The 18935-nt window shown below is 68.5% G+C and carries 17 protein-coding genes and 1 pseudogene; 10 read left to right on the top strand and 8 right to left on the bottom strand.

Going from position 1 to position 18935, the window contains the following annotated elements; translation table 11 throughout:
* Nucleotides 1-103: 103 nt before the first annotated feature.
* On the bottom strand, nucleotides 104-790 hold the full coding sequence (locus C438_RS17585; protein ID WP_004971059.1) for a YqjF family protein: 687 nt from the start codon (nucleotides 788-790) through the stop codon (nucleotides 104-106).
* Nucleotides 791-909: 119 nt separating this feature from the next.
* Here C438_RS17585 and C438_RS17580 point away from each other — a divergent pair, with 119 nt between their 5' ends.
* The 3 genes from C438_RS17580 to C438_RS17570 are packed head-to-tail and all read left to right on the top strand — an operon-like array spanning nucleotide 910 to nucleotide 2481.
* Nucleotides 910-1755, top strand: coding sequence for an aldo/keto reductase (locus C438_RS17580; protein ID WP_004971058.1), 846 nt, complete (start codon nucleotides 910-912; stop codon nucleotides 1753-1755).
* A gap of 1 nt (nucleotide 1756) precedes the next feature.
* On the top strand, nucleotides 1757-2275 hold the full coding sequence (locus tag C438_RS17575) for a macro domain-containing protein (protein WP_004971057.1): 519 nt from the start codon (nucleotides 1757-1759) through the stop codon (nucleotides 2273-2275).
* A gap of 2 nt (nucleotides 2276-2277) precedes the next feature.
* A complete protein-coding gene (locus C438_RS17570; protein ID WP_049918210.1) occupies nucleotides 2278-2481 on the top strand; it encodes a hypothetical protein in 204 nt (67 codons plus the stop codon).
* Nucleotides 2482-2530: 49 nt separating this feature from the next.
* On the opposite strand, the gene C438_RS17565 is transcribed toward C438_RS17570, so the two are convergent.
* The gene (locus C438_RS17565) at nucleotides 2531-3559 is read right to left on the bottom strand and encodes a succinylglutamate desuccinylase/aspartoacylase family protein (RefSeq protein ID WP_004971055.1); all 1029 of its coding nucleotides are present in this window, start codon (nucleotides 3557-3559) and stop codon (nucleotides 2531-2533) included.
* Between the two features lie 92 nt (nucleotides 3560-3651).
* Here C438_RS17565 and C438_RS17560 point away from each other — a divergent pair, with 92 nt between their 5' ends.
* From C438_RS17560 to C438_RS17535, 6 genes are all read left to right on the top strand, one after another.
* Nucleotides 3652-4998 carry an oxidoreductase gene (locus tag C438_RS17560; RefSeq protein ID WP_004971054.1) on the top strand — a complete coding sequence of 449 codons (1347 nt, stop codon included), beginning with the start codon at nucleotides 3652-3654 and terminating at the stop codon, nucleotides 4996-4998.
* A 27-nt stretch (nucleotides 4999-5025) separates the two neighbouring features.
* Nucleotides 5026-5400, top strand: coding sequence for a helix-turn-helix domain-containing protein (locus C438_RS17555; protein WP_004971053.1), 375 nt, complete (start codon nucleotides 5026-5028; stop codon nucleotides 5398-5400).
* Nucleotides 5400-5693, top strand: coding sequence for a DUF7521 family protein (locus C438_RS17550; protein WP_049918209.1), 294 nt, complete (start codon nucleotides 5400-5402; stop codon nucleotides 5691-5693). The genes C438_RS17555 and C438_RS17550 overlap by 1 nt, the downstream gene beginning before the upstream one ends.
* A 273-nt stretch (nucleotides 5694-5966) precedes the next feature.
* On the top strand, nucleotides 5967-6392 hold the full coding sequence (trxA, locus tag C438_RS17545; RefSeq protein ID WP_004971051.1) for a thioredoxin: 426 nt from the start codon (nucleotides 5967-5969) through the stop codon (nucleotides 6390-6392).
* A 60-nt stretch (nucleotides 6393-6452) separates the two neighbouring features.
* On the top strand, nucleotides 6453-7931 hold the full coding sequence (locus tag C438_RS17540) for an AMP phosphorylase (RefSeq protein ID WP_004971050.1): 1479 nt from the start codon (nucleotides 6453-6455) through the stop codon (nucleotides 7929-7931).
* 49 nt (nucleotides 7932-7980) lie between these two features.
* Nucleotides 7981-8952, top strand: a complete 972-nt coding sequence (locus C438_RS17535) for a ribose 1,5-bisphosphate isomerase (RefSeq protein ID WP_004971049.1) — start codon at nucleotides 7981-7983, stop codon at nucleotides 8950-8952.
* An 84-nt stretch (nucleotides 8953-9036) separates the two neighbouring features.
* Here C438_RS17535 and C438_RS17530 read toward each other — a convergent pair whose 3' ends face one another.
* A complete protein-coding gene (locus C438_RS17530) occupies nucleotides 9037-9699 on the bottom strand; it encodes a helix-turn-helix domain-containing protein (protein ID WP_004971048.1) in 663 nt (220 codons plus the stop codon).
* A 97-nt stretch (nucleotides 9700-9796) separates the two neighbouring features.
* Here C438_RS17530 and C438_RS17525 point away from each other — a divergent pair, with 97 nt between their 5' ends.
* Entirely contained in the window at nucleotides 9797-11491 is a 1695-nt protein-coding gene (locus C438_RS17525) for an NADH-quinone oxidoreductase subunit D (protein WP_004971047.1), read from the top strand.
* Between the two features lie 39 nt (nucleotides 11492-11530).
* Here C438_RS17525 and C438_RS20280 read toward each other — a convergent pair whose 3' ends face one another.
* From C438_RS20280 to C438_RS17505, 5 genes and pseudogenes are all read right to left on the bottom strand, one after another.
* Entirely contained in the window at nucleotides 11531-12634 is a 1104-nt protein-coding gene (locus C438_RS20280) for a methyl-accepting chemotaxis protein (protein ID WP_394295252.1), read from the bottom strand.
* A gap of 108 nt (nucleotides 12635-12742) precedes the next feature.
* Nucleotides 12743-14140 (bottom strand): annotated as a pseudogene (locus tag C438_RS20275) (cache domain-containing protein); the annotation flags it as partial.
* A 615-nt stretch (nucleotides 14141-14755) separates the two neighbouring features.
* A complete protein-coding gene (gene rbcL / locus C438_RS17515; protein ID WP_004971045.1) occupies nucleotides 14756-16000 on the bottom strand; it encodes a type III ribulose-bisphosphate carboxylase in 1245 nt (414 codons plus the stop codon).
* Nucleotides 16001-16126: 126 nt separating this feature from the next.
* Nucleotides 16127-18046, bottom strand: coding sequence for a DEAD/DEAH box helicase (locus tag C438_RS17510; protein WP_004971044.1), 1920 nt, complete (start codon nucleotides 18044-18046; stop codon nucleotides 16127-16129).
* Between the two features lie 216 nt (nucleotides 18047-18262).
* The gene (locus C438_RS17505) at nucleotides 18263-18745 is read right to left on the bottom strand and encodes a type IV pilin (RefSeq protein WP_004971043.1); all 483 of its coding nucleotides are present in this window, start codon (nucleotides 18743-18745) and stop codon (nucleotides 18263-18265) included.
* Between the last annotated feature and the right edge of the window lie 190 nt (nucleotides 18746-18935).

Below are 18935 nucleotides of genomic sequence, written 5' to 3'. Positions count from 1 at the left end.
TAGTTCAGCGATGCTTGAAGGTTTCACCTTCGGGCGGGCGAGGGAGGCGGCCCAGCCTTACGCGAACGCGACGCGTGAGCGATTTCGCCCGAGGCGAACGAGGTCAGCGAAGCACCGCGGGCGGCTTCGCCGTCACGTCGAGGTCGGCCGCGTAGTGGAGTATCGGGTCGCCGCCGGGGTGGTCGAAGCCGCAGGCCTCGAACATCGTGTTCGCGCGAATCTCGGCCTCCACGTCCTGTATCGGCCACGGGTCGTGGTCGATGTCGCCGATGACGACGGGCCAGTCGTCCGTGTAAAAGCGGTAGTTCTCGACGAGGAACGCGTCGAGCGACCCGGGGTCGAGGGCTCGGACCTCGCCGGTCGGCCGGTAGGTCGCCTCGAACCGCGCTTCCGGCGTCTCGGCCGTCGCGGGCCGGTAGCTCTCGTAGTCGACCGCGCCGTCTCGCTCCTCGACCGAGATGGTCGCGTAGTGGTACGGGAGGCGGTAGCCCAGCCGGGCCATCGTCACGCCGAGGCGGTCCGCGGCGTCGAGGGTGAAAAAGTAGACGCCTCGGGGCCCGCCGTCGGCGGGTTCGACGTAGGTCCGGAGGTTCACCTCGGGGAACCCGAGCCCGATTGGCGACCCGCGCGGGCGGATGTCCGTCATGTCGAACGAGACGACGCCGAGCCACGCCCGACCGTCGTGGGTCGCCACCGAGAGCCGGTCGGGGAGCCGGGGTTCCACGAGTTCGGGGGCGACCGGCCAGTGGGCGAAAAGCGTGTGCCGCCAGCGCATCGACAGGAGGTCCATGGCGGCCGTTCGTACCGACGACGGGTGTGGGTTTCGGCGGTTTGGGTGACCGCGCGTTCCCGGCCGCCTCCCGTCCGGACCGCCGAAACGACCACCTGTCTGGCGACCAATCACCTCCCATGGGACTCGAAAACGCCAGCGGCACGTTCGACATCGGCGGCGACCTCACGGTTCACCGACTCGGCTTCGGCGCGATGCGCATCACCGGCGACGACATCATCGGCGAGCCGGACGACGTGGAGAACGCGAAGAAGGTCCTCCACGAGTCGCTCGTCCACGGCGTCGACCTCATCGACACGGCGGACTCCTACGGGCCGGCCGTCTCCGAGCGCCTCATCGGCGAGGCGCTCGCACCCTACCCGGACGACCTCGTGGTCGCCACGAAGGGCGGTCTGCTCCGCAACACCGACGGCGACTGGAAGCCCAACGGCGACCCCGACTACCTCCGAAACGCCGTCCTCGGGAGCCTCGACCGCCTCCGCGTGGACACCATCGACCTCTATCAGCTCCACCGCCCGGACCCGCACGTCCCCTTCGAGGACTCGGTCCACGCGCTCGCCGAGATGAAAGACGAGGGACTGATTCGGCACGTCGGCCTCTCGAACGTCTCGGTCGAACAGCTCGACGAGGCGCGCGACATCGTCGACATCGCCACGGTCCAGAACCGCTTCAACATCGGCGACCGCGAGTTCGAGGCGAGCCTCGACGCCTGCGAGGAGTACGGTATCGGCTTCATCCCGTGGTACCCGCTGGGCGCGGGCGACCTCGGCGACCGGGCCGACGCCGTCTCCGCGGTCGCGGCGAAACACGACGCGACGCCCCAGCAAATCGCCCTCGCGTGGCTCCTGCACCGCTCCGACGTGATGCTCCCCATCCCCGGCACGTCCAGCGTCTCGCACCTCCGCGACAACGTGGCGGCCTCGCACATCGACCTCGACGACGAGGACATGGACCGACTGGCCTGACGTGGAGTTCACCGTCGTACGGGGCGATATCGCCGCCCAGTCGGCCGACGCGCTGGTGAACGCCGCGGGGACGAGCCTTCGCATGGGCTCGGGCGTCGCGGGCGCGCTCCGTCGCGGCGGCGGCCCGGAACTGAACGACGCGGCGATGGCGAAGGGGCCGATAGCCCTCGGCGCGGTCGCCGTCACCGACGCCTTCGACCTCGACGCCGAGGTCGTGATTCACGCCGCGGCGATGCCCCACTACGGAGACGGGCGGGCGACCGCCGAGAGCATCCGCGACGCCACGCGGAACGCCCTCCGAGCCGCGGACGACCGCGGCTGTGAGTCGCTCGTGATTCCGGCGCTCGGCTGTGGCGTCGCCGGGTTCGACCTCGCCGACGGCGCGCGACTCATCTGCGAGGTGCTCGCGGCGTTCGAGCCGAGTTCGCTCCGCGACGTTCGGTTCATCGCCTACGCGGACGACGAGTTCGAGACGGTTTCGCGGGTCGCCGACGCGGTCGGTTCGGATACGGGGGCGTGAACATGAGCGACGCGACCGACCCGGAGCTGTGTCCGGTCTGTTCGACGCCCTACGACTCGGTCTCGCTCCACGACCGCGGTCTGCTCGTCAACCTCCTCGACAACGAGCGCTACCGGCGCGTCTGCTTCGAGCCGGTCGAACGCGACGGGCGGCCGCACGTCCGGTTTTTCCACCACACCCACGAGCAGGTCGGCGCGGACGACTGACCGAGCGGGGCGGCGGCGACACGAGCGCGTCTGATTCGACGCGCCCCGCCTAACTCCACGGGCGTTCCGTGAACTCGCCGGCCTCGATTTCGCGCTCTATCTCGCGGAGCGTCGCGTCGTCGACGCTGACGAGGTGACACAGCGGGTGACCGGGCGCGGCGACGGGGTTCTGGAGGACGCCGGCGACGAGGCCGGTGAAGGGCGCAGAGACGCGCTTTTCTCTCGTCTTGAAGTGGTCCGAGATGGTGCAGATGGTGTCGCCCTCGTAGACGAGGGGCACGTCGCCGTACTGCATCTCGACGAGGCCGCCCACGTCGGCGCGGAGCCACGTCTTGTCCGTCGCGGAGTCGATGACGCGCGACCAGCCCGGCCAGCTGACCGCCTCGTCCGGGAGGACGCCGTACTCGGCGAGGACGCTCTCGACGCCGTCGAGCGCGCGGTCGACCATCGCCGGCTGGAAGCGGTGGGCGCGGCCCATCTCGACGGTGATGGTCGGAATCCCGTCGTTGGTGGCGACGGTGCGGAGCGAACTCGCCTCGGCCTCGCCCGAGAGGATGAGGTTCGCGCCGAACGACCGCGCGAGGCGGGCGACCTCCGGGCGGTTCATGTCGGCGCGGACGTGGTACATCGTCGTCCGGTTGCGCGTCGAGGTGTGGAAGTCGATGCCGAGGTCGCAGGGCTCGACGAACCGCCGGTAGATTTGGTTCGCCATGCGCTCGGCCGTGTTCGCGCCGTCGCGGCCGGGGAACGACCGGTTCAGGTCGAGGTCGTAGATGGGGATGTAGCGCTGTTGGGCGAGGTAGCCGGGGACGTTCGCCACGTGGATGCAGACGATGGTGCCGTGGATGTCCGCGGGGTTGTACCGACTCGCGACCTCCTGCATCACCTTCACGCCGTTGAGTTCGTCGCCGTGGAGCGCCGCGGTCATGAAGACCGACGGCCCGCCCTGCTCGCCGTTGATGACCGTGACGGGTATCTCGACGGGGTCGCCGAGGTACGTCTCGCTGATTTCGTACCTGAGGTGTCGCACCTCGCCCGGCGGCACCTCCGAGTCGTACCTGAACGGTTCGGGGTTCATGAGACGGTCATCGGCGGCGACGGGTAAGAAGGTTGACCGGTGGCGACCGACCGCCGCGTCGATTTACGTCGCTCGCGCGCCACGTCTCTCTCATGGCGACTCCTCGGCTCGACGACCCGCTCGACATCGGCGGGCTCACGCTCCGAAACCGGCTCTACCGCGCGCCGGTCCTCGAATGCGCGGGCACCGGCCCCGACGCGCCCGAGCGCCTCGCGGCGGAACTCGAACCCGCGGCGCGGGCCGGCGCGGGCCTCGTCTGTCAGGGCGCGACCATCGTCCGCGAGACGGGCGGCTGTGCCGCACCGGGGATGACCCGCATCGCGGACCCCGAGTTCGCGGCGTCGCTGTCGGCGGTGACGGAGCGCCTCCACGACCACGGCGCGGCCGTCGCGGTCCAGTTGGAGTACGGCGGCCTGCGGAGCATGGAGACGTGGCACGCCGCGTATCGACGCGACCACCCCGAGCTTCGACAGCTCGCCGTCTCCCGGCCGCCGCGGCTCCTCAGACTGCTTGACGGCCTCGGCTTTCTCGACTACGACGCCCGCGTCATGACGACCGAGGAGGTGTACGACCTCGCGGCCGACTTCGGCCGCTCCGCGGCGATGGCCGTCGACGCCGGCTACGACGTGGTCCACGTCGCCGGCGCGAACATGGGCGTCGTCCACCAGTTCCTCTCGCCGTTCTACAACCGCCGGGACGACGAGTTCGGCGACGGCGTCCGGTTTCTGGAGGTCGTCGCCGACGAGGTCCGCGGGCGGGCGGGCGACGTACCGCTCATGACGAAAGTGCCGGCGGAGACGGCCGCGCCGCCCGGCATCCGCCGACATCTGACCGAGGCCGACGCCGTCGCAATCTGCCGCCGCCTCGACGAGGCGGGCTACGACGCGCTCGTGCCCGTCTCGGGGTCGGTGTTCTGGGACGCGAGCATCGTCCGGGGGTCGTTCCCGGCCCGCGCGTGGCGCGACGACCGCTACCGCGACGGCTACGCCGCGGCCTTCGGCGGCCCGCTCCGGGCGCGACTCGTCGAACTCGGCAACCGAATCGAAGCGGCGTGGTACGACTTCGACCCGGCGTGGAACGCCGACCTGTGCCGCCGCGTCCGCGACGCCGTCTCGGTGCCCGTGCTCTGCGAGGGCGGCATCCGCGAGCGCGGCCACATCGACCGACTGCTCGGCGACGCCTGCGACGCCGTCGGAATGGCCCGGCCGTTCTACGCCGAACCGGAACTCCCGGCGCGACTGCTCGGTGAGGACGTTTCGACCGACACGCGGGTCGTCTGCGAGAACTGCAACAACTGCGCGGTGCCGCAGGCGACGGGCGCGCCGGGCGTCTGTCGAACGCCCGCCGTGTTGGCCCGCGCGGGAACCCTCAGAATGGAGGGCGCCTACGACACAGCCCCCGAATCGGTGGATAGCGATGAGCCCGACCCGGAGAGTTAATAAGGCTCTCGTCGGTGAGTCTGGGTAATGGCGCGCGACCGGTCCGCGATGGAGTCGGCCGAACTGACGGCGGTGCTCGACGCGCTCGACGACGCGGACGCCCGAGCCATCATCAGAGGACTCGAAGAACCCATGACGGCAAGCGAAATCTCAGACACGTGTGACATCCCGCTTTCGACGACGTACAGGAAGCTGGACCTGCTCACGGACGCGGCGCTCCTCGCCGAGGGGACCCAGATTCGCGCGGACGGCCACCACGCGACGACCTACGAGGTCGCCTTCGACGAGGTGCGAATTGCGCTCAACGAGGACCGCGACTTCGACGTCGCGGTCGGCCGCCCCGAGCAGACGCCCGACGAACGCCTCGCGGACATCTGGTCGCGGGTCCGGAGGGAGACCTGATGGGGCACCTCAGCGCCTCGCCGACGATAGCGACGATGATAATCGTCGTCAAGACGGGCATCCTCGTCCTCGGCGGGCTCATCACCTACTTCAGCTACAAGGCGTACCGGAACACCGGGGCGGCGTCGCTCCGCGCCCTCGCGCTCGGCTTCGGGACCGTCACGCTCGGCGCGATGCTCGGCGGCGCGCTCGACGTGATTCTCAACGTCGACCTCGCCACCGGACTGCTCATCGACTCGGTGCTGACGCTCATCGGCTTCGCGGTCATCACCTACTCGCTGTACGTCGACTGACCGCGAGCCGACCCGCTTCGGCGCTCGGAGTCGCTTTCGACCCTCCGACCCCGACCGCGGTCGTGCCCGCCACGTTTCTTCACCGCCGCTTTCCGCCGCTTTCCGCCGCTTTCCGCCGGCTCCCGTTGTCTCCCGTCGTTTCCCACCGGACTCTCGCCGTGAGCCACAGCGTCGCTCCGCTCGATGCGCACTGGTATCACGACTCCGTGATTGCAGATGTTATTGTCCAAATCGTGCAAAACCGTTATTAGGTCGCGGCCGGTATCGGTAGGTATGTCCGACGACGAACTGACCGACATCCGGAAGCAGAAACGCGAACAACTCGAATCCAAGCTCCGCAGTGACGGCGGGAGTGCGGCGAAAGAAGCCGCGGCTGGGCCGGCAGAACCCATCCACGTCGACGGCGCGTCCGAACTGGAAGACGCCGTCTCCTCGTACGACGTGGTGCTCGTCGACTTCTACGCGGACTGGTGCGGTCCGTGCAAGATGCTCGAACCGACCGTGAAGAAGCTCGCGGAGACCACCGACGCCGCGGTCGCCAAGGTCGACGTGGACGCGAACCAGGAGCTCGCCGCCCAGTACCAGGTCCGGGGCGTCCCGACGATGGTGCTGTTCGCCGGCGGCGAGGCGGTCGAACAGCTCGTCGGCGTCCGCGGCTACGACGACCTGAAGAACCTCGTCGAGTCCCAGCTCGCGTAGGCGTTCTCTCTCCCCGAGACTCGGGGTCGATTTCTTGACGGTATCGTCCGACCTTCGGGTATGCAACTCCTCGCCGAGCACATCGACATCGGTACCCGGTCGCCGACGGTCCTCCTGAACGAGAGCGACGCGGCCGAACTCGGGGTTCACGCCCTCGAACGCGTCCAACTGCGCCGGGACGGGCGGACGACTATCGGCATCGTGGAGCTGACGGACGAACTCGTCGCCGAGGGGACCCTCGGGGTGACGCGCCGTCTCGACCACCTCGAAGGCGCAGTCGAGGTGTCGGTCGCGCCGCAACCGGACTCGGTGTACTACATCCGCAAGAAGCTCGACGACATCGAACTCGACGCGGACGAACTGTCCCGACTCGTCCGCGACATCTACGAGGAGCGCCTCGCCGACGTGGAACTCGGCGCGTTCGTCTCCGCGACCTACACGAACGGGCTATCCATGGAGGAGACGATGCACCTCACGGAGTCGATGGCGGACATCGGCGAATCCATCGTGTGGGAGGAGCCGGTCATCGCCGACAAACACTCCATCGGCGGCGTCGCGGGCAACCGCGTCACGCCGATTCTCGTCCCCATCGTCGCCGCGGCGGGGCTGAAGATTCCGAAGACCTCCTCGCGGGCCGTCACCTCCGCGGCGGGCACCGCCGACACGATGGAGGTCCTCTGCGACGTGGAGTTCTCCGTGCCGGAGATACGCGACATCATCGGGAAGACCGGCGGCTGTCTCGTCTGGGGCGGCGCGGTGAACCTCTCTCCGGTCGACGACCGCATCATCCGCGCCGAGACGCCGCTTTCTATCGACCCCAAGGGACAGCTCATCGCCTCGGTCCTCTCGAAGAAAAAGAGCGCCGGCTCGACCAACGTCGTCGTGGACATCCCCTACGGCGAGGGCGCGAAAGTCGAGAGCCTCGCGGAGGCGCGCGAGCTCGCGGAGGACTTCAACCGCGTCGGCGGCCACCTCGGGATGGCCATCGAGTGCGCCATCACGAACGGGGCCGCGCCGGTCGGCCGCGGCGTCGGCCCCGTGCTCGAAGCCCGCGAGGTCCTCGCCACGCTCGCCGGCGGCGGCCCGAACGACCTCCGCATGAAGGCGATTCGCCTCGCCGACATGCTGTTCGAGTCCACCGGCGTCGACGCCGACGCCGCCGACATCCTCGACTCCGGGCGGGCCGAGGAGACCTTCCGCGAGATACTCGCCGCGCAGAACGGCGACCCCGACGTGGAGGCCGCCGACCTCTCGCCCGGCCGGCACACCGTTTCGGTCCGCGCCGACCGCGACGGCGTGGTCACGCACGTCAACAACCGCCTCGTCAACGAGGTCGCCCGCCGGGCCGGCGCGCCGCGAGACCCCGGCGCGGGCCTCGAACTCCACCGCCGCGTCGGCGAGATGGCCGCCAGCGGCGAGACGCTGTTTACGGTCCACGCCGAGTCCGAGGACAAACTCGCCGACGCGAAGGCGCTCACCGAGCGCGTCGAGACCGTCCGGGTCCGACACCCCGACGAGGCGCTCGTGGACCGAGTCTGAAACCCGTCTCCGCGGCGACCTTTTTCCATTCGACGCCCGTAGTTCCCGCATGGACGACCGCGTACACCCCGAGGTCCGGCGCACCGCGACGGAGATCGACACGATGGAGATTCGCGGCGCGGCGACCATCGCCGACGCGGCCGCGCGGGCGCTTCGGACGCAGGCCACGGAGAGCGACGCCGCCGACGCCGAGGCGTTCCGCGCCGAACTCCGCGCGGCCGCCCGGGCGCTCTACGAGACGCGGCCGACCGCCGTGAGCCTCCCCAACGCCCTCCGGTACGTCCTCCGCGGCATGTCGAGTACGACCGTCGAGGGACTCCGTCAGAACGTCGTCGAGTCGGCCGACGAGTTCTGCGCCCGCCTCGAACGGGCCCAAGCCGACCTCGGCGAGGTCGGCGCGAACCGCCTCCGCGACGGCGACACCATCATGACCCACTGCCACTCGACGGACGCGCTGGCGTGCGTCGAGGCGGCGGTCGAGCAGGGGAAACACATCGAGGCCGTCGTCAAGGAGACCCGACCCAGAAATCAGGGGCACATCACCGCGAAGCGACTCGACGAACTGGGCGTGCCCGTCACGCTCATCGTCGACTCGGCGGCCCGCCGCTACCTCAACGACGTGGACCACGTGCTCGTCGGCGCGGACGCCGTCGCGGCCGACGGGAGCGTCGTCAACAAAATCGGGACGAGCGGCCTCGCGGTCAACGCCCGCGACCGGGGGACGCCCATCATGGTCGCCGCGCAGACGCTCAAGCTCCACCCGGGGACGATGACCGGCCACACCGTCGATATCGAGATGCGCGACACCGCGGAGGTCGTCGACGACGAGACGCTCGTGGAGCTCGGCAACCCGACCGTACAGAACCCCGCGTTCGACGTGACGCCGCCGCGCTACGTCGATGCCATCGTCACCGAGCGCGGGCAGTTCCCACCCGAGAGCATCGTCACCCTGATGCGGGAGCTGTTCGGCGAGGGGACCAGCGAACCGTGGGCGGAGCCGTCGGCGCGGGCCGAACCGTAGGCCGGTCCCAAACCGCCGTCGCGGGCCGAACCGTAGGCGGAGTCGTCGTCAGGGTCCGGACCGTCGTCTCGGACTGACCCGCGGTCACGGTCCGCCGACGAGGTCGGCCATGACCTTCATCTCCGCTTTCCGCAGGTGTTCGGCCGCGGTGCCCGCCGAGCAGTCGAGCCGTGCGGCCACGTCGGCGACCGACCCGGTCCGCGGCTCGCGGTAGTAGCCGCAGTCGACGGCGGCCTCGACGGCCTCGCGCTGGCGGGGCGACAGCGACCCGGCGGAGACGCTCCCCGGACCCGTGTACTCCCGCACCCGCACGATTTCGAGGCCGCGGCCCTCGGGCATCTCCTCGACCGCCGACTGGAGGGCGTCGTCGGTGCCGACGAGCGTCACCGACACCGCGCCGTCGCCGTCGAAGACGACCGGCGGAACGACGATGAGGTCGCCCCGCGTGACGGCCGCCGTCTGTCTCGCGCCCGCCGCGTCGAGCCGCTCGTTCACCACGATGAAAAAGGAGTCACCGGGGAGCTGTGAGACCTCGTACGACTGGATGCGCTCTGTCTCCGCGAGCGCCGCCTCGTAGGCCTCGATGTCGGAGCCGAACACCTCGAAGACGATGGTGTTCCTGTCGGTCACCGTCGGGTTCCAGTGGTGGAGCTCGGTCCGCTCGAACGCCTCGTGGTCGACGACGAACTCGTGCATCGGGTGCATCTGCTCGTCGTCGGGCGCGAAGCGAAGCCTGACGGATTTCATGCCAGCGGGTTGATTCGACCGCGACATAAAAACTGGCCGCACTCGTGAGGCAGAACGCCGAACCGACGGCCGGACGAACGAACGGGCGTCAGCCGCCATGTCACTCGAACGCCCGCGACAGACCCCCGAGTCCGACGACGACCCCGCCGCGCTCGCCGACGACGACGCCGGTCCCCTCGACGCCGACGCGCTCCGGCGGGCGCTGGGCGACGCCGCCCTCGCCACCGAGGAGCACGTCCACGCGCCCGCGGTGCAGATTCGCCCCGACGCGGTGCAGTCGGCGCTTTCGGCCCTCCGCGACGGTCTCGGCCTCGACCACCTCTCGTGTGTGACCGCACAGGAGTACGAGGACCGCTACGAGTCCGTCTATCACCTGAAGTCGTACGACGACCCGACCCGAGAGGCGAGCGTCGTCGTCCCGACGCCCCGTTCGGACCCGGTGAGCGAGTCTGCCGCGCCGGTGTTTCGGACGGCCGAGTGGCACGAGCGGGAGGCGTACGACCTCGTCGGCGTCCGGTACGAGGACCACCCGGACCTGCGCCGCATCCTCCTGCCGGAGACGTGGCAGGGCCACCCGCTCGGGCTGGACTACGACCAGACGCGCCCCCAGGTCGTCCGGTACGACGAGAACGCGAACCCGCTCGCCGAGGACGGCCGCGCGGACACGAACACGATGCTCCTCAACATCGGGCCGCACCACCCGGCGACCCACGGCGTGATGCACCTGCAGGTCGCGCTGGACGGCGAGCAGGTCGCGGACGTGGAGCCCGACATCGGCTACATCCACCGCTGTGAGGAGCAGATGTGCCAGCGGGGCACCTACCGACACCAGATTATGCCGTACCCCGACCGCTGGGACTGGGGCGGCGGCGGCCTCCTGAACGAGTGGGCCTACGCCCGCACCGCCGAGGCGCTGGCTGACATCGACGTGCCCGAGTACGCGCAGGTGCTCCGGACGCTGGCGGCCGAACTGAGCCGCATCCTCTCGCACATGCTCGCGGTCGGCGCGTACGCCCTCGACGTCATCGGCGACTTCACGGCGACGTTCCAGTACGCGCTCCGGGACCGCGAACTCGTCCAGAACATCCTCGAAGACCTCACGGGCCAGCGGCTGATGTTCAACTACTTCCGACTCGGCGGGGTCGTCTGGGACCTCCCCGAACCCCGCGAGGCGTTCTTCGAGAAGGTCCGGACGTTCGTCGACGACCTCCCCGAGAAACTGCGGGAGTACCGCGACCTCCTGACGGCGAACGAGATTCTGCAGGCCCGCACGGTCGACACCGGCATCCTCCCGCCCGAGGTGGCGAAGGACTACGGCGTGACGGGGCCGGTCGCCCGCGGCTCCGGCATCGATTACGACCTCCGCCGCGACGACCCCTACGGCTACTACGACGAACTCGACTGGGCGGTCGCCGTCGAAGCGGACTGCGACAACTTCGCGCGCCTGCTCGTCCGCCTCCGCGAGGTCGAGGAGTCGGCCAAAATCGTCGCCCAGTGCGTCGACCTGCTCGAAGGCTGGCCCGACGACGAGCGGACCATCCAGTCGAACGTCCCGCGCACCATCAAACCGGATGACGACACCGAGGTGTACCGCGCGGTCGAGGCCGCGAAGGGGGAGTTGGGTATCTACATCCGCGCCGACGGCACCGACACCCCGGCGCGGTTCAAGATTCGCGGCCCCTCGTTTTCGAATCTTCAAGCGCTCCCCGAGATGGCCGAAGGCGAGTACATCCCGGACCTCATCGCGGCGCTCGGGAGTCTCGACACGATAATGGGAGAAGTAGACCGGTAGTCGTCGGCGAGACGACCGGGACCGGGCGTCGTTTCCGACTCAGTCGTCCGCCGACGGGGCGGAGCTTCCCTCGCCCGAGCCGTCGGCGACGGCCTGCGACCCAGCCGGCGGCGACCCGTCGGGGGTCGTGCCGGCCGCCGCGGTCGCGTCGCCGCCGCGGTCGCTTCCGCCGCCGTTTCCGACGTCGAATCGGCCGACGAGGTCGTTGAGCGACTGCGCGGACTCCGACACCTGCTGGATGTTCCGCGTGACCTCGTTTATCGCGGCGGTCTGCTCTTCGGTCGCCGCCGAAACCGTCGCCGTCTCCGAGGTGGTCTCCTCGCTCACGCTCGACACGTCGTCGACCATCGAGACGACCTCCTCGGTCGAGACGGCCTGATTCTCGGTCGCCTGCGAAATCTCCTCGACGCCGTGTTCGGCCTCGCGAATCGCCCCGGAGATGTGGTCGAACATCTCGATGGCGTCGCCGATGGTCTCCGACCCGCTCTCGACGCTCTCCTGCATGGACTGCATGTCGTCGACCGTGTCGTCGGCGCGGTCGCGAACCTCGTCGATTTGGGCTTCCACCTCGTCGGTGGCCTGACTGGCCTCCTTGGCGAGCGCCTTGATTTCGTTGGCGACGACGGCGAAGCCCTCGCCGGCCTCGCCGGCGCGGGCGGCCTCGATGGAGGCGTTGAGCGCGAGCAGGTCCGTCTGCTCCGCGATGTCGTTGATGAGCTGGACGATTTCGTTGATTTCGCCCACCTGCTCGCCGAGGGCTTCGACCCGCTCGACCGCCTCGTCGGCCTCGGTCTCGATGGTCGATATCTCGTCTGTCGCCTCCGCGGCGTGCTCGCGCCCCTCGTCGGCGAGCGACACGGCCTGATTCGCCGACTGGACGACGCCGTCGGCGGAGGCGGCGACCTCCTCGATGGTCGCCGAGAGGTCGTTCATCTCGTTTGCGACCGTCTGGAGCCGCTCGGTCTGCTGTTCTGCACCGTGGGCGATTTCCTCGACCGACCGCGCGGTCTCCTGGCTCGCGGACTCGATTTCCTTCGCGCTCGACACCGTCTCGTTGCTCACTGCCGCGAACTCGTCGGCGACGGACTGCACCTCGACGAAGCCGTCTTGGAGCTTCTGAATCCCGGTGTCGAGGTCGGACATGATAGCGCCGAACTCGCCGGGGAGGTCGGTCCGGAGGTTCTGGTCGAGGTTGCCGTCGCCGAGTTCCGTCCCGGCGGTTCGAAGCGCCGAGACCTGCTGTTGGAGGTTCTCCTGCATGTCGTCGAACGCCTCGACGAGTTCGCCGAGTTCGTCGTCGTTGGCGTCGATGTCCTCGTCGTCGTCGAACCGACCGCGGGCGAGCGACTGCGCGCGGTCCCGGAGCGCCTCTATCGGCTCCGAGAAGTACCGCGCGGCCACGTAGCCGACGCCGACGACGACCGCGATGATGCCGACGATTAACAGGAGCATGATGTTCCGGGCGGTGTCCGCCCGGTCGTTCATCGCCTGCCCGAGTTGTTCGACCGGCCCCGTCACGTCTGACTCGGGGACGGTCGCGACGAGTTCGTACTGACCGTTCCCGAAGTGGAGCGGCGCGTAGCCGACGAAGTAGCGAGCCTCGCCGCCGCCGTCGCCGGTCGTCTCGTGAGTGGTCAGCCCGCTCTGGCCGACAATCGCGGTCACGTTCTCCGCGATTTCGGACTCGACGGAGCCGAGCGACTCCCGCGAGTCGGTCAGGAGCTCACCGCGTTCGCTCACGATTGACAGGTGGCCGGTCTCACCGACCGGGATGTCGTCGATGAGCGTGTTGAGAAGCTCGAAGTTGAACTGGAGCGTGATGGTTCCGGCGAGCTCACCCCCGCGGTACACCGGCGCGGTGACGTAGACCGCGGCGTCGCCGTCGACGGTCATCACCTCGCTGACATGGATTTCGCCCTCCTGCAGTTCGGTCGCGGTCTCGAACCACGCCTCGTCCGCGAACGAGGTGTCGGCCACCGACTCGGTGACGATGCCGTCGTCGGTGCGGGTCGCTTGGACGATGCCCTGTCCGTTCTCGTCGGTGAACAGAATCTCGTCGTAGGCGGGGTGCTCCTCGCCGTCGATGGTCACGGCGCGGGTTTCGAGGTAGCTCCGGAACGAGTCGTTAATCTGGCCACGAGCGTCGGCGACGGCGGCCGTCTGTAGCTCGTAGTAGTAGACGCTCGGCGCGAGCACCCAGTCGAAGTCCTCGTGGTAGGTGTACGCGACGAACTTCTCCTCGACGGGGTTGCCCTCCTGAGTGGTGTCTTCCCACTCGTACTCGACGATGCCCCAGTCCTCGCCGTTGCGGACGGCGTCGTTCGACTCGATTTCGGCGGGCACCTGATTGAACGCCGTTATCCCGGTGTCTTCGACGGTGTTGACCCCGTCGTCGAGGCCGTGGTGGACGACGAAGTCGAGGTCGCCGTTCAGGATGAACGCGTAGCCGGTCGAGCCGACGTAGCCGGGGTAGAAGGCGTCGGAGAGCGTCCCGCTCTGTTGGACGCCGCTTCCGGCGGTGCCGGCGATTCGCGCCTCGACACGGTCTTTCACCTGCTGTTGTTGCGCCGGAGTGAGCTCGTCCCAGTTCTGTCCGCCGTACTGGTTCGCGAGGACGGACTGTTTCGTGGTCTCGACGGTGGCGCGCATCTGGAGCGCCATGTAGCCCAACTGCGCTTGGCTCTGTTCTTGGACGAGTTCCATCTCCCCGTCCCGGGCGGCCTCGTAGTTCTGCACGGGTGCCGAGTCCGCCAGCGCGAGGGCGTCGATGCGGCGGGCGTCGAGAAGGTTCTGTATCTCCTCTTGCCGGGCGGCGACGGTCTGGTTCAGGTCGCCGGTAATCTGCCCTTCCAGCGTGGCCTTGCTTTGGTCTTGGGCGTAGTTTCCAATGCTACTCATTCCTTGGACGCCTGCGACGCCGACGACTGCCACGGGAATCAGCGAGATGGCGAGACAGAGCGCGATAAGTTTTGTTCGTATCTTCATGATGTGGTGTCATCGGCGAATCCCCGGCGTCCCCCAATGCGCGCCGAACAGCCGGTAGTGGCCGAATTACTCTGACTGTAGCTCTGCGAAAACAATCGTATAAAACTCACTCGCCAATTATTAGCATCGATATTCGAACGACGAACCCGCTTCGAAACCCACAGAATAGCGGGCCAATTTCTCACTCGGTATTGCAGTAATCACTCAACACGTTTCGAACCATTGTCACGAACCGGCAACAATTGCGAACGCGGTGAGTCCGAGTCGGTCTTCCGGGGCTTACCGCGGCGTCTCCGTCCCCCACTTATCGAGGGCGACCGCGAGCTCGGGCGTCTCCTCGGCGGCCTCGCTGATAGACCGCCCCTCGACGTAGGCGTCGATGGCCGACCGGAGCGCCACCGCTCCCGCGCGGGTGCCGTCGGGGTGGCCGTGGATGCCGCCGCCGAGCTGGACGCAGACGTTCGTCCCCGTGGCGTCGAGCAGGTCGGGGAGCAGACCGGGGTGGAGCCCGCCCGAGGCGACCGGGAGCACGTCGGTCGTCCCGTAGAGGTCGCTCGCGAGCCAGTCGTTGATGCCGACGGTGTCCTCGTTGGCGAGCTTGCCGAGCCCGGCGGTGCCGGTGTGGAGCTGGTCGACGCCGCAGAGGCGACTCACCTGCGCGAGCACCCGCATCGAGACGCCGTGGGTCGGGAGCCGGTCGAAGGCGGCGTGCATGGCGCGGTGGGCGTGGATTGCGATGCCGTGTTTCTCCGTGCGCTCGCGGACGGTCTGGAGCCCCGCCCAGCCCGCGGTGATGATGTCCACCATGACGTACTCGCCGCCCTGCGCGGCCACCTCGTCCACCCGGTCGAGCATCGTCTGGGTGTCGGCGGTGACGTTGATGAGATAGGACTTCGTCTCGCCCGTCTCGTCTTCGGCGTCGTCGCGGAGCGACAGCGACTCGGTCAGGCGGTCCGAAAAGGGGTTGAACGACTGGTCGGTCAGGTTCTCGTCGTCCTTCAGGAGGTCGACGCCGCCGACCCACGCGTCGTAGCCGATCTGCGCGTGCGCCGCCGTCGAGAGGCCGACTTTCGGCTTGGGGACCGTCGCCGTGATGGGGCGGTCGGTGACGCCGAATATCTCCTCGCGGACCGACGACCCGTACAGCGGGCCGGGGTACGCCGAGACGACCGACTCGGGCCACTCGCAGTCGAGGAGCCGAATCGTGTCGACCGCCTTCATCCCCATGATGTTGCCGGCGATGCACGACAGCACCTGCGGAATGTTGCCGGGTTCGAACAGTCCCGCGGGGTAGGCGACTTTGATGAGGTCGCCGTCGATATCGAACGTCGTCGCGCCCATGTCGGTGAAGTCCGCGCCGGTCTGGAGGGCCGCCCACGTGCCGTTGGAGGACTCCGAGGCCACGCGACTCGCCGCCGCCTCCGTCGACATCCCCGTCGCGGGGTCGATGCGGAAGGTGCAGACGAGGTCCTCGTCGGTCGGTTCGTAGTCGAGGTCAAGGAAGTCTTCGTACGTGATACCCATAGCCTCGGCTACGTCCCCGCGAAGCTTAAAACGGCATCCCGAAGCGACTTTGGCCCCTCGATGCGAAGGCACACGGCTCGGTGCGGAGCGTGGGATTCGGTACGGTGTGAGGGGGCGGTCCTCCCCTCAGGGCGACAACAGCGCCCGGACCTCGCGGAACTCGGGCACGTCCGCGTCGAGGGCGGCACAGAGGGCGTCCGCCGCGCCCAGCAACCACTCGGCGCGCTCCACGCGGGACTCCACGTCGCCCGGTCCGATTCGGTACCGCTCGACGAGTTCCTCGATGTCCGACCCCTCGGTCCACTCGTGGAGGATGCGGGCGGTCTTGACCGCCGTCAGCCACTCCTCGAAGGGGTCGGCGTCGTGCATCGCGGTGGTGAACTCCGCGGCGTGGCTCCGGGCGTACTGGTACATGAGCGCCCGCTCTCGGTTGCCGAGGTAGGTGTCGTGCATATCGGGCGTGTCGCAGACGACTTCGAGGGCGGTCCGGGCGGTGACGTGCTCGTCGGCCATCTCCGCGATGGTGCGGATGCCCGAGACGATTCGCGCGCCGGTCGTCGGCGAGACGTACTGTCTGGAGGTCTGTGCGCCCAGCGTCGTCGCCGACAGCGTCTCTCCCGTCACGTCGAGGAGCTCCATCGTTTCGAGCTCCGAGACCACGTCGGCGACGAGCGCCGCGAGGTCGACGTCCGGGTGCTGGTGGGCGTAGTAGGTCGCCGAAAACACGTCGGCGACGCCGTCGAGGCTGTCGGCGAACCCGGAAGCGACGACCGAAAGAACGTGCGTCCGGAGCGCCTCGGGGTCGGCGAACTGCGAGTCGACGGCCTCCGCGTCGGCGGTGACGTAGCGGTCGAACAGTTCGGCTTTCGTGTCCGCGTCGCCGACGAGGACCGCCTCGCCGAACGGGTCGAGGTGCGGGCGACCGGCGCGGCCGCACATCTGGTGGACGTCGAGGACGGGAATCCATTCCATCGCGTCGCCGGTGTAGCGCTTCTGGTCGCGGATGACGACCCGGCGAGCGGGGACGTTCACTCCGGCGGCGAGCGTCGGCGTCGCACAGATGACCGCGAGCCGGCGGTCCCGAAAGGCGTTCTCGACGGCGACGCGGTGGGCGCTCCGCAACCCGGCGTGGTGGAAGCCGACACCGGTCCGGGCGCACTCCGAGAGCTGACGGCCGGTCGCGGTGCCGCCGAGTTCGTCGAGTTCGTCGCCGAGGGCGGGCGCGGGCGAGAGGTCCTCGTCGGCGAGGCGGTCGGCCAGCGCCTCGGCCTCGCGGCGCGACCGGACGAACGCGAGGCACTGTCCGCCGGTCTCGACCGCGTCTTCGACGAGCGCGACGGTCGCCTCGGTGGCCTCGTCGTCGTTCGGGCCGGTCGGGGGGACGACCACGTCGAGGTCGGTGTCGTCGTCGAACTCGACGGTCTCGTCGGCGTAGACGCCGGTCCGGAGCGAGACGGGCCGCCACGTGCTCTCGACGAGTTCCGCGTCGAGCCAGTCGGCGATGGCCTCGGGGTTGTCCACGGTCGCCGAGAGGGCGACGAGCTGGAGGTCGGGGACGCGCCGCTGGAGCGTCGAAAGCGTCACTTCGAGCGTCGGCCCGCGACCCGGCGCGCCGAGGAGGTGGACCTCGTCGACGACGACGCAGGCGAGGCGGTCGACCCACGGCGCGCCGTTTCGAATCGCGGAGTCGACCTTCTCGCTCGTGGCGACGACGATGTCGTGGTCGCCGAGTTCCTCCTCGGCCGCGTCGAAGTCGCCGGTGGAGATGCCGACGCTCACGCCGGGGAGTTGGTCGAACGTCTCGTACTTCTCGCGGGCGAGCGCGCGGAGCGGGACGATGTACAGCGCCGGCCCGTCGGCGGTGAGCATGGCGAGTTCCGCGATGAACGTCTTGCCGCTGGCGGTCGGAATGGCGGCGACGACGCGGCCGCCCGCCGCGACGCCGGCCTCGACGGCGGCGGCCTGCGGCGGATACAGCTCCTCGATACCGTTCGACTCGTAGTGAGAGACGAGGGCCGCCGACAGCGGGAGGTCGCGCACGCGCATCTGTCACAGTTCTGGTGGCGGACTCACATAAGTATCTTCGCCGACGGGAGTTCATCGGCCGCCGGTCGACCCGGTGGGACCCCCATAGAACGCGGCCGACGAGCGGTGGTGGCGGCGGTGCGAACGTAGTGACTCTCGGGACGGTTCGGTGATAAAAAATCGAGGTCGTCGTCGGCCGCGTGGTGACCGATTAGTGCGGAGTCGGTACGAACTGCGTTACGCGTTAGGGCCGGACCATCGCTGGAGGGTCGCGGAACTCGAACCCGCTTCGTCGGTCCAGACGAGGCGGACGGTCTGGTCGGCGAGTGTTTCGCTGGCGCCGGAGGGCAAGATTGTGACTGAGGTCCCGGCCGTCACGTCAGTTTGCGTGTCTCCGTTCAGCCCGGTCCAAGTTCGGCTCTCTGATGCATTACCGCTGCCAGCCTCAGCAGTGCCGTAGATGCTGACGCCCGTCGTGATGTTCAGTTGGTCCGAGTCGATTGCTCCACCGCTCTCGTGGGTGATGTTGAGGTAATCTGCGCTACTCTGGTTGTAGTCGAAACTGAAGCTCGCCTGCGGAGCGGTCGCGGTCTGTTCACCCAGTCCCAGCACGAACGTCCCGATGACGGCCGCGAGGATGACGGTAATCGCGACCATCAGAATCACACCGATGACCGGCGACACCGCGTCGTCGTCTGCGAATAGTTGATTTAATTTCATGATTTTCGTGTCGTATACATACGCGGTTAATCCGCGGAAAACCCACCCGGAACGTGGTATGTATGAATGCTACATGGAAGGTCACAAACATAAATCTAACCAACGACACGACAGCAAAAATCACGTTCGTCGCTAGCATACAGTTCAACCGACAGTCACGATTCGGGTGCCGTTCGAGACGCCGCCGCAA

It is taken from the genome of Haloferax denitrificans ATCC 35960 (assembly GCF_000337795.1).
Taxonomy (GTDB): domain Archaea; phylum Halobacteriota; class Halobacteria; order Halobacteriales; family Haloferacaceae; genus Haloferax; species Haloferax denitrificans.
Note: the sequence above shows the minus strand (reverse complement) of the source record. Positions and strands in the feature narration are given on the sequence as shown.

What these genes read in the sequence shown, in the direction of transcription:
- C438_RS17525 (WP_004971047.1), top strand. Translation starts at nt 9,797, where the DNA reads ATGTCACTCGAACGCCCGCGACAGACCCCCGAGTCCGACGACGACCCC.
- C438_RS17535 (WP_004971049.1), top strand. Translation starts at nt 7,981, where the DNA reads ATGGACGACCGCGTACACCCCGAGGTCCGGCGCACCGCGACGGAGATC.
- C438_RS17585 (WP_004971059.1), bottom strand. Translation starts at nt 790, where the DNA reads ATGGACCTCCTGTCGATGCGCTGGCGGCACACGCTTTTCGCCCACTGG.
- rbcL (WP_004971045.1), bottom strand. Translation starts at nt 16,000, where the DNA reads ATGGGTATCACGTACGAAGACTTCCTTGACCTCGACTACGAACCGACC.
- C438_RS17560 (WP_004971054.1), top strand. Translation starts at nt 3,652, where the DNA reads ATGGCGACTCCTCGGCTCGACGACCCGCTCGACATCGGCGGGCTCACG.
- C438_RS17565 (WP_004971055.1), bottom strand. Translation starts at nt 3,559, where the DNA reads ATGAACCCCGAACCGTTCAGGTACGACTCGGAGGTGCCGCCGGGCGAG.
- C438_RS17555 (WP_004971053.1), top strand. Translation starts at nt 5,026, where the DNA reads ATGGCGCGCGACCGGTCCGCGATGGAGTCGGCCGAACTGACGGCGGTG.
- C438_RS17530 (WP_004971048.1), bottom strand. Translation starts at nt 9,699, where the DNA reads ATGAAATCCGTCAGGCTTCGCTTCGCGCCCGACGACGAGCAGATGCAC.
- C438_RS17580 (WP_004971058.1), top strand. Translation starts at nt 910, where the DNA reads ATGGGACTCGAAAACGCCAGCGGCACGTTCGACATCGGCGGCGACCTC.
- trxA (WP_004971051.1), top strand. Translation starts at nt 5,967, where the DNA reads ATGTCCGACGACGAACTGACCGACATCCGGAAGCAGAAACGCGAACAA.
- C438_RS17570 (WP_049918210.1), top strand. Translation starts at nt 2,278, where the DNA reads ATGAGCGACGCGACCGACCCGGAGCTGTGTCCGGTCTGTTCGACGCCC.
- C438_RS17550 (WP_049918209.1), top strand. Translation starts at nt 5,400, where the DNA reads ATGGGGCACCTCAGCGCCTCGCCGACGATAGCGACGATGATAATCGTC.
- C438_RS20280 (WP_394295252.1), bottom strand. Translation starts at nt 12,634, where the DNA reads ATGTCCGACCTCGACACCGGGATTCAGAAGCTCCAAGACGGCTTCGTC.
- C438_RS17540 (WP_004971050.1), top strand. Translation starts at nt 6,453, where the DNA reads ATGCAACTCCTCGCCGAGCACATCGACATCGGTACCCGGTCGCCGACG.
- C438_RS17505 (WP_004971043.1), bottom strand. Translation starts at nt 18,745, where the DNA reads ATGAAATTAAATCAACTATTCGCAGACGACGACGCGGTGTCGCCGGTC.
- C438_RS17510 (WP_004971044.1), bottom strand. Translation starts at nt 18,046, where the DNA reads ATGCGCGTGCGCGACCTCCCGCTGTCGGCGGCCCTCGTCTCTCACTAC.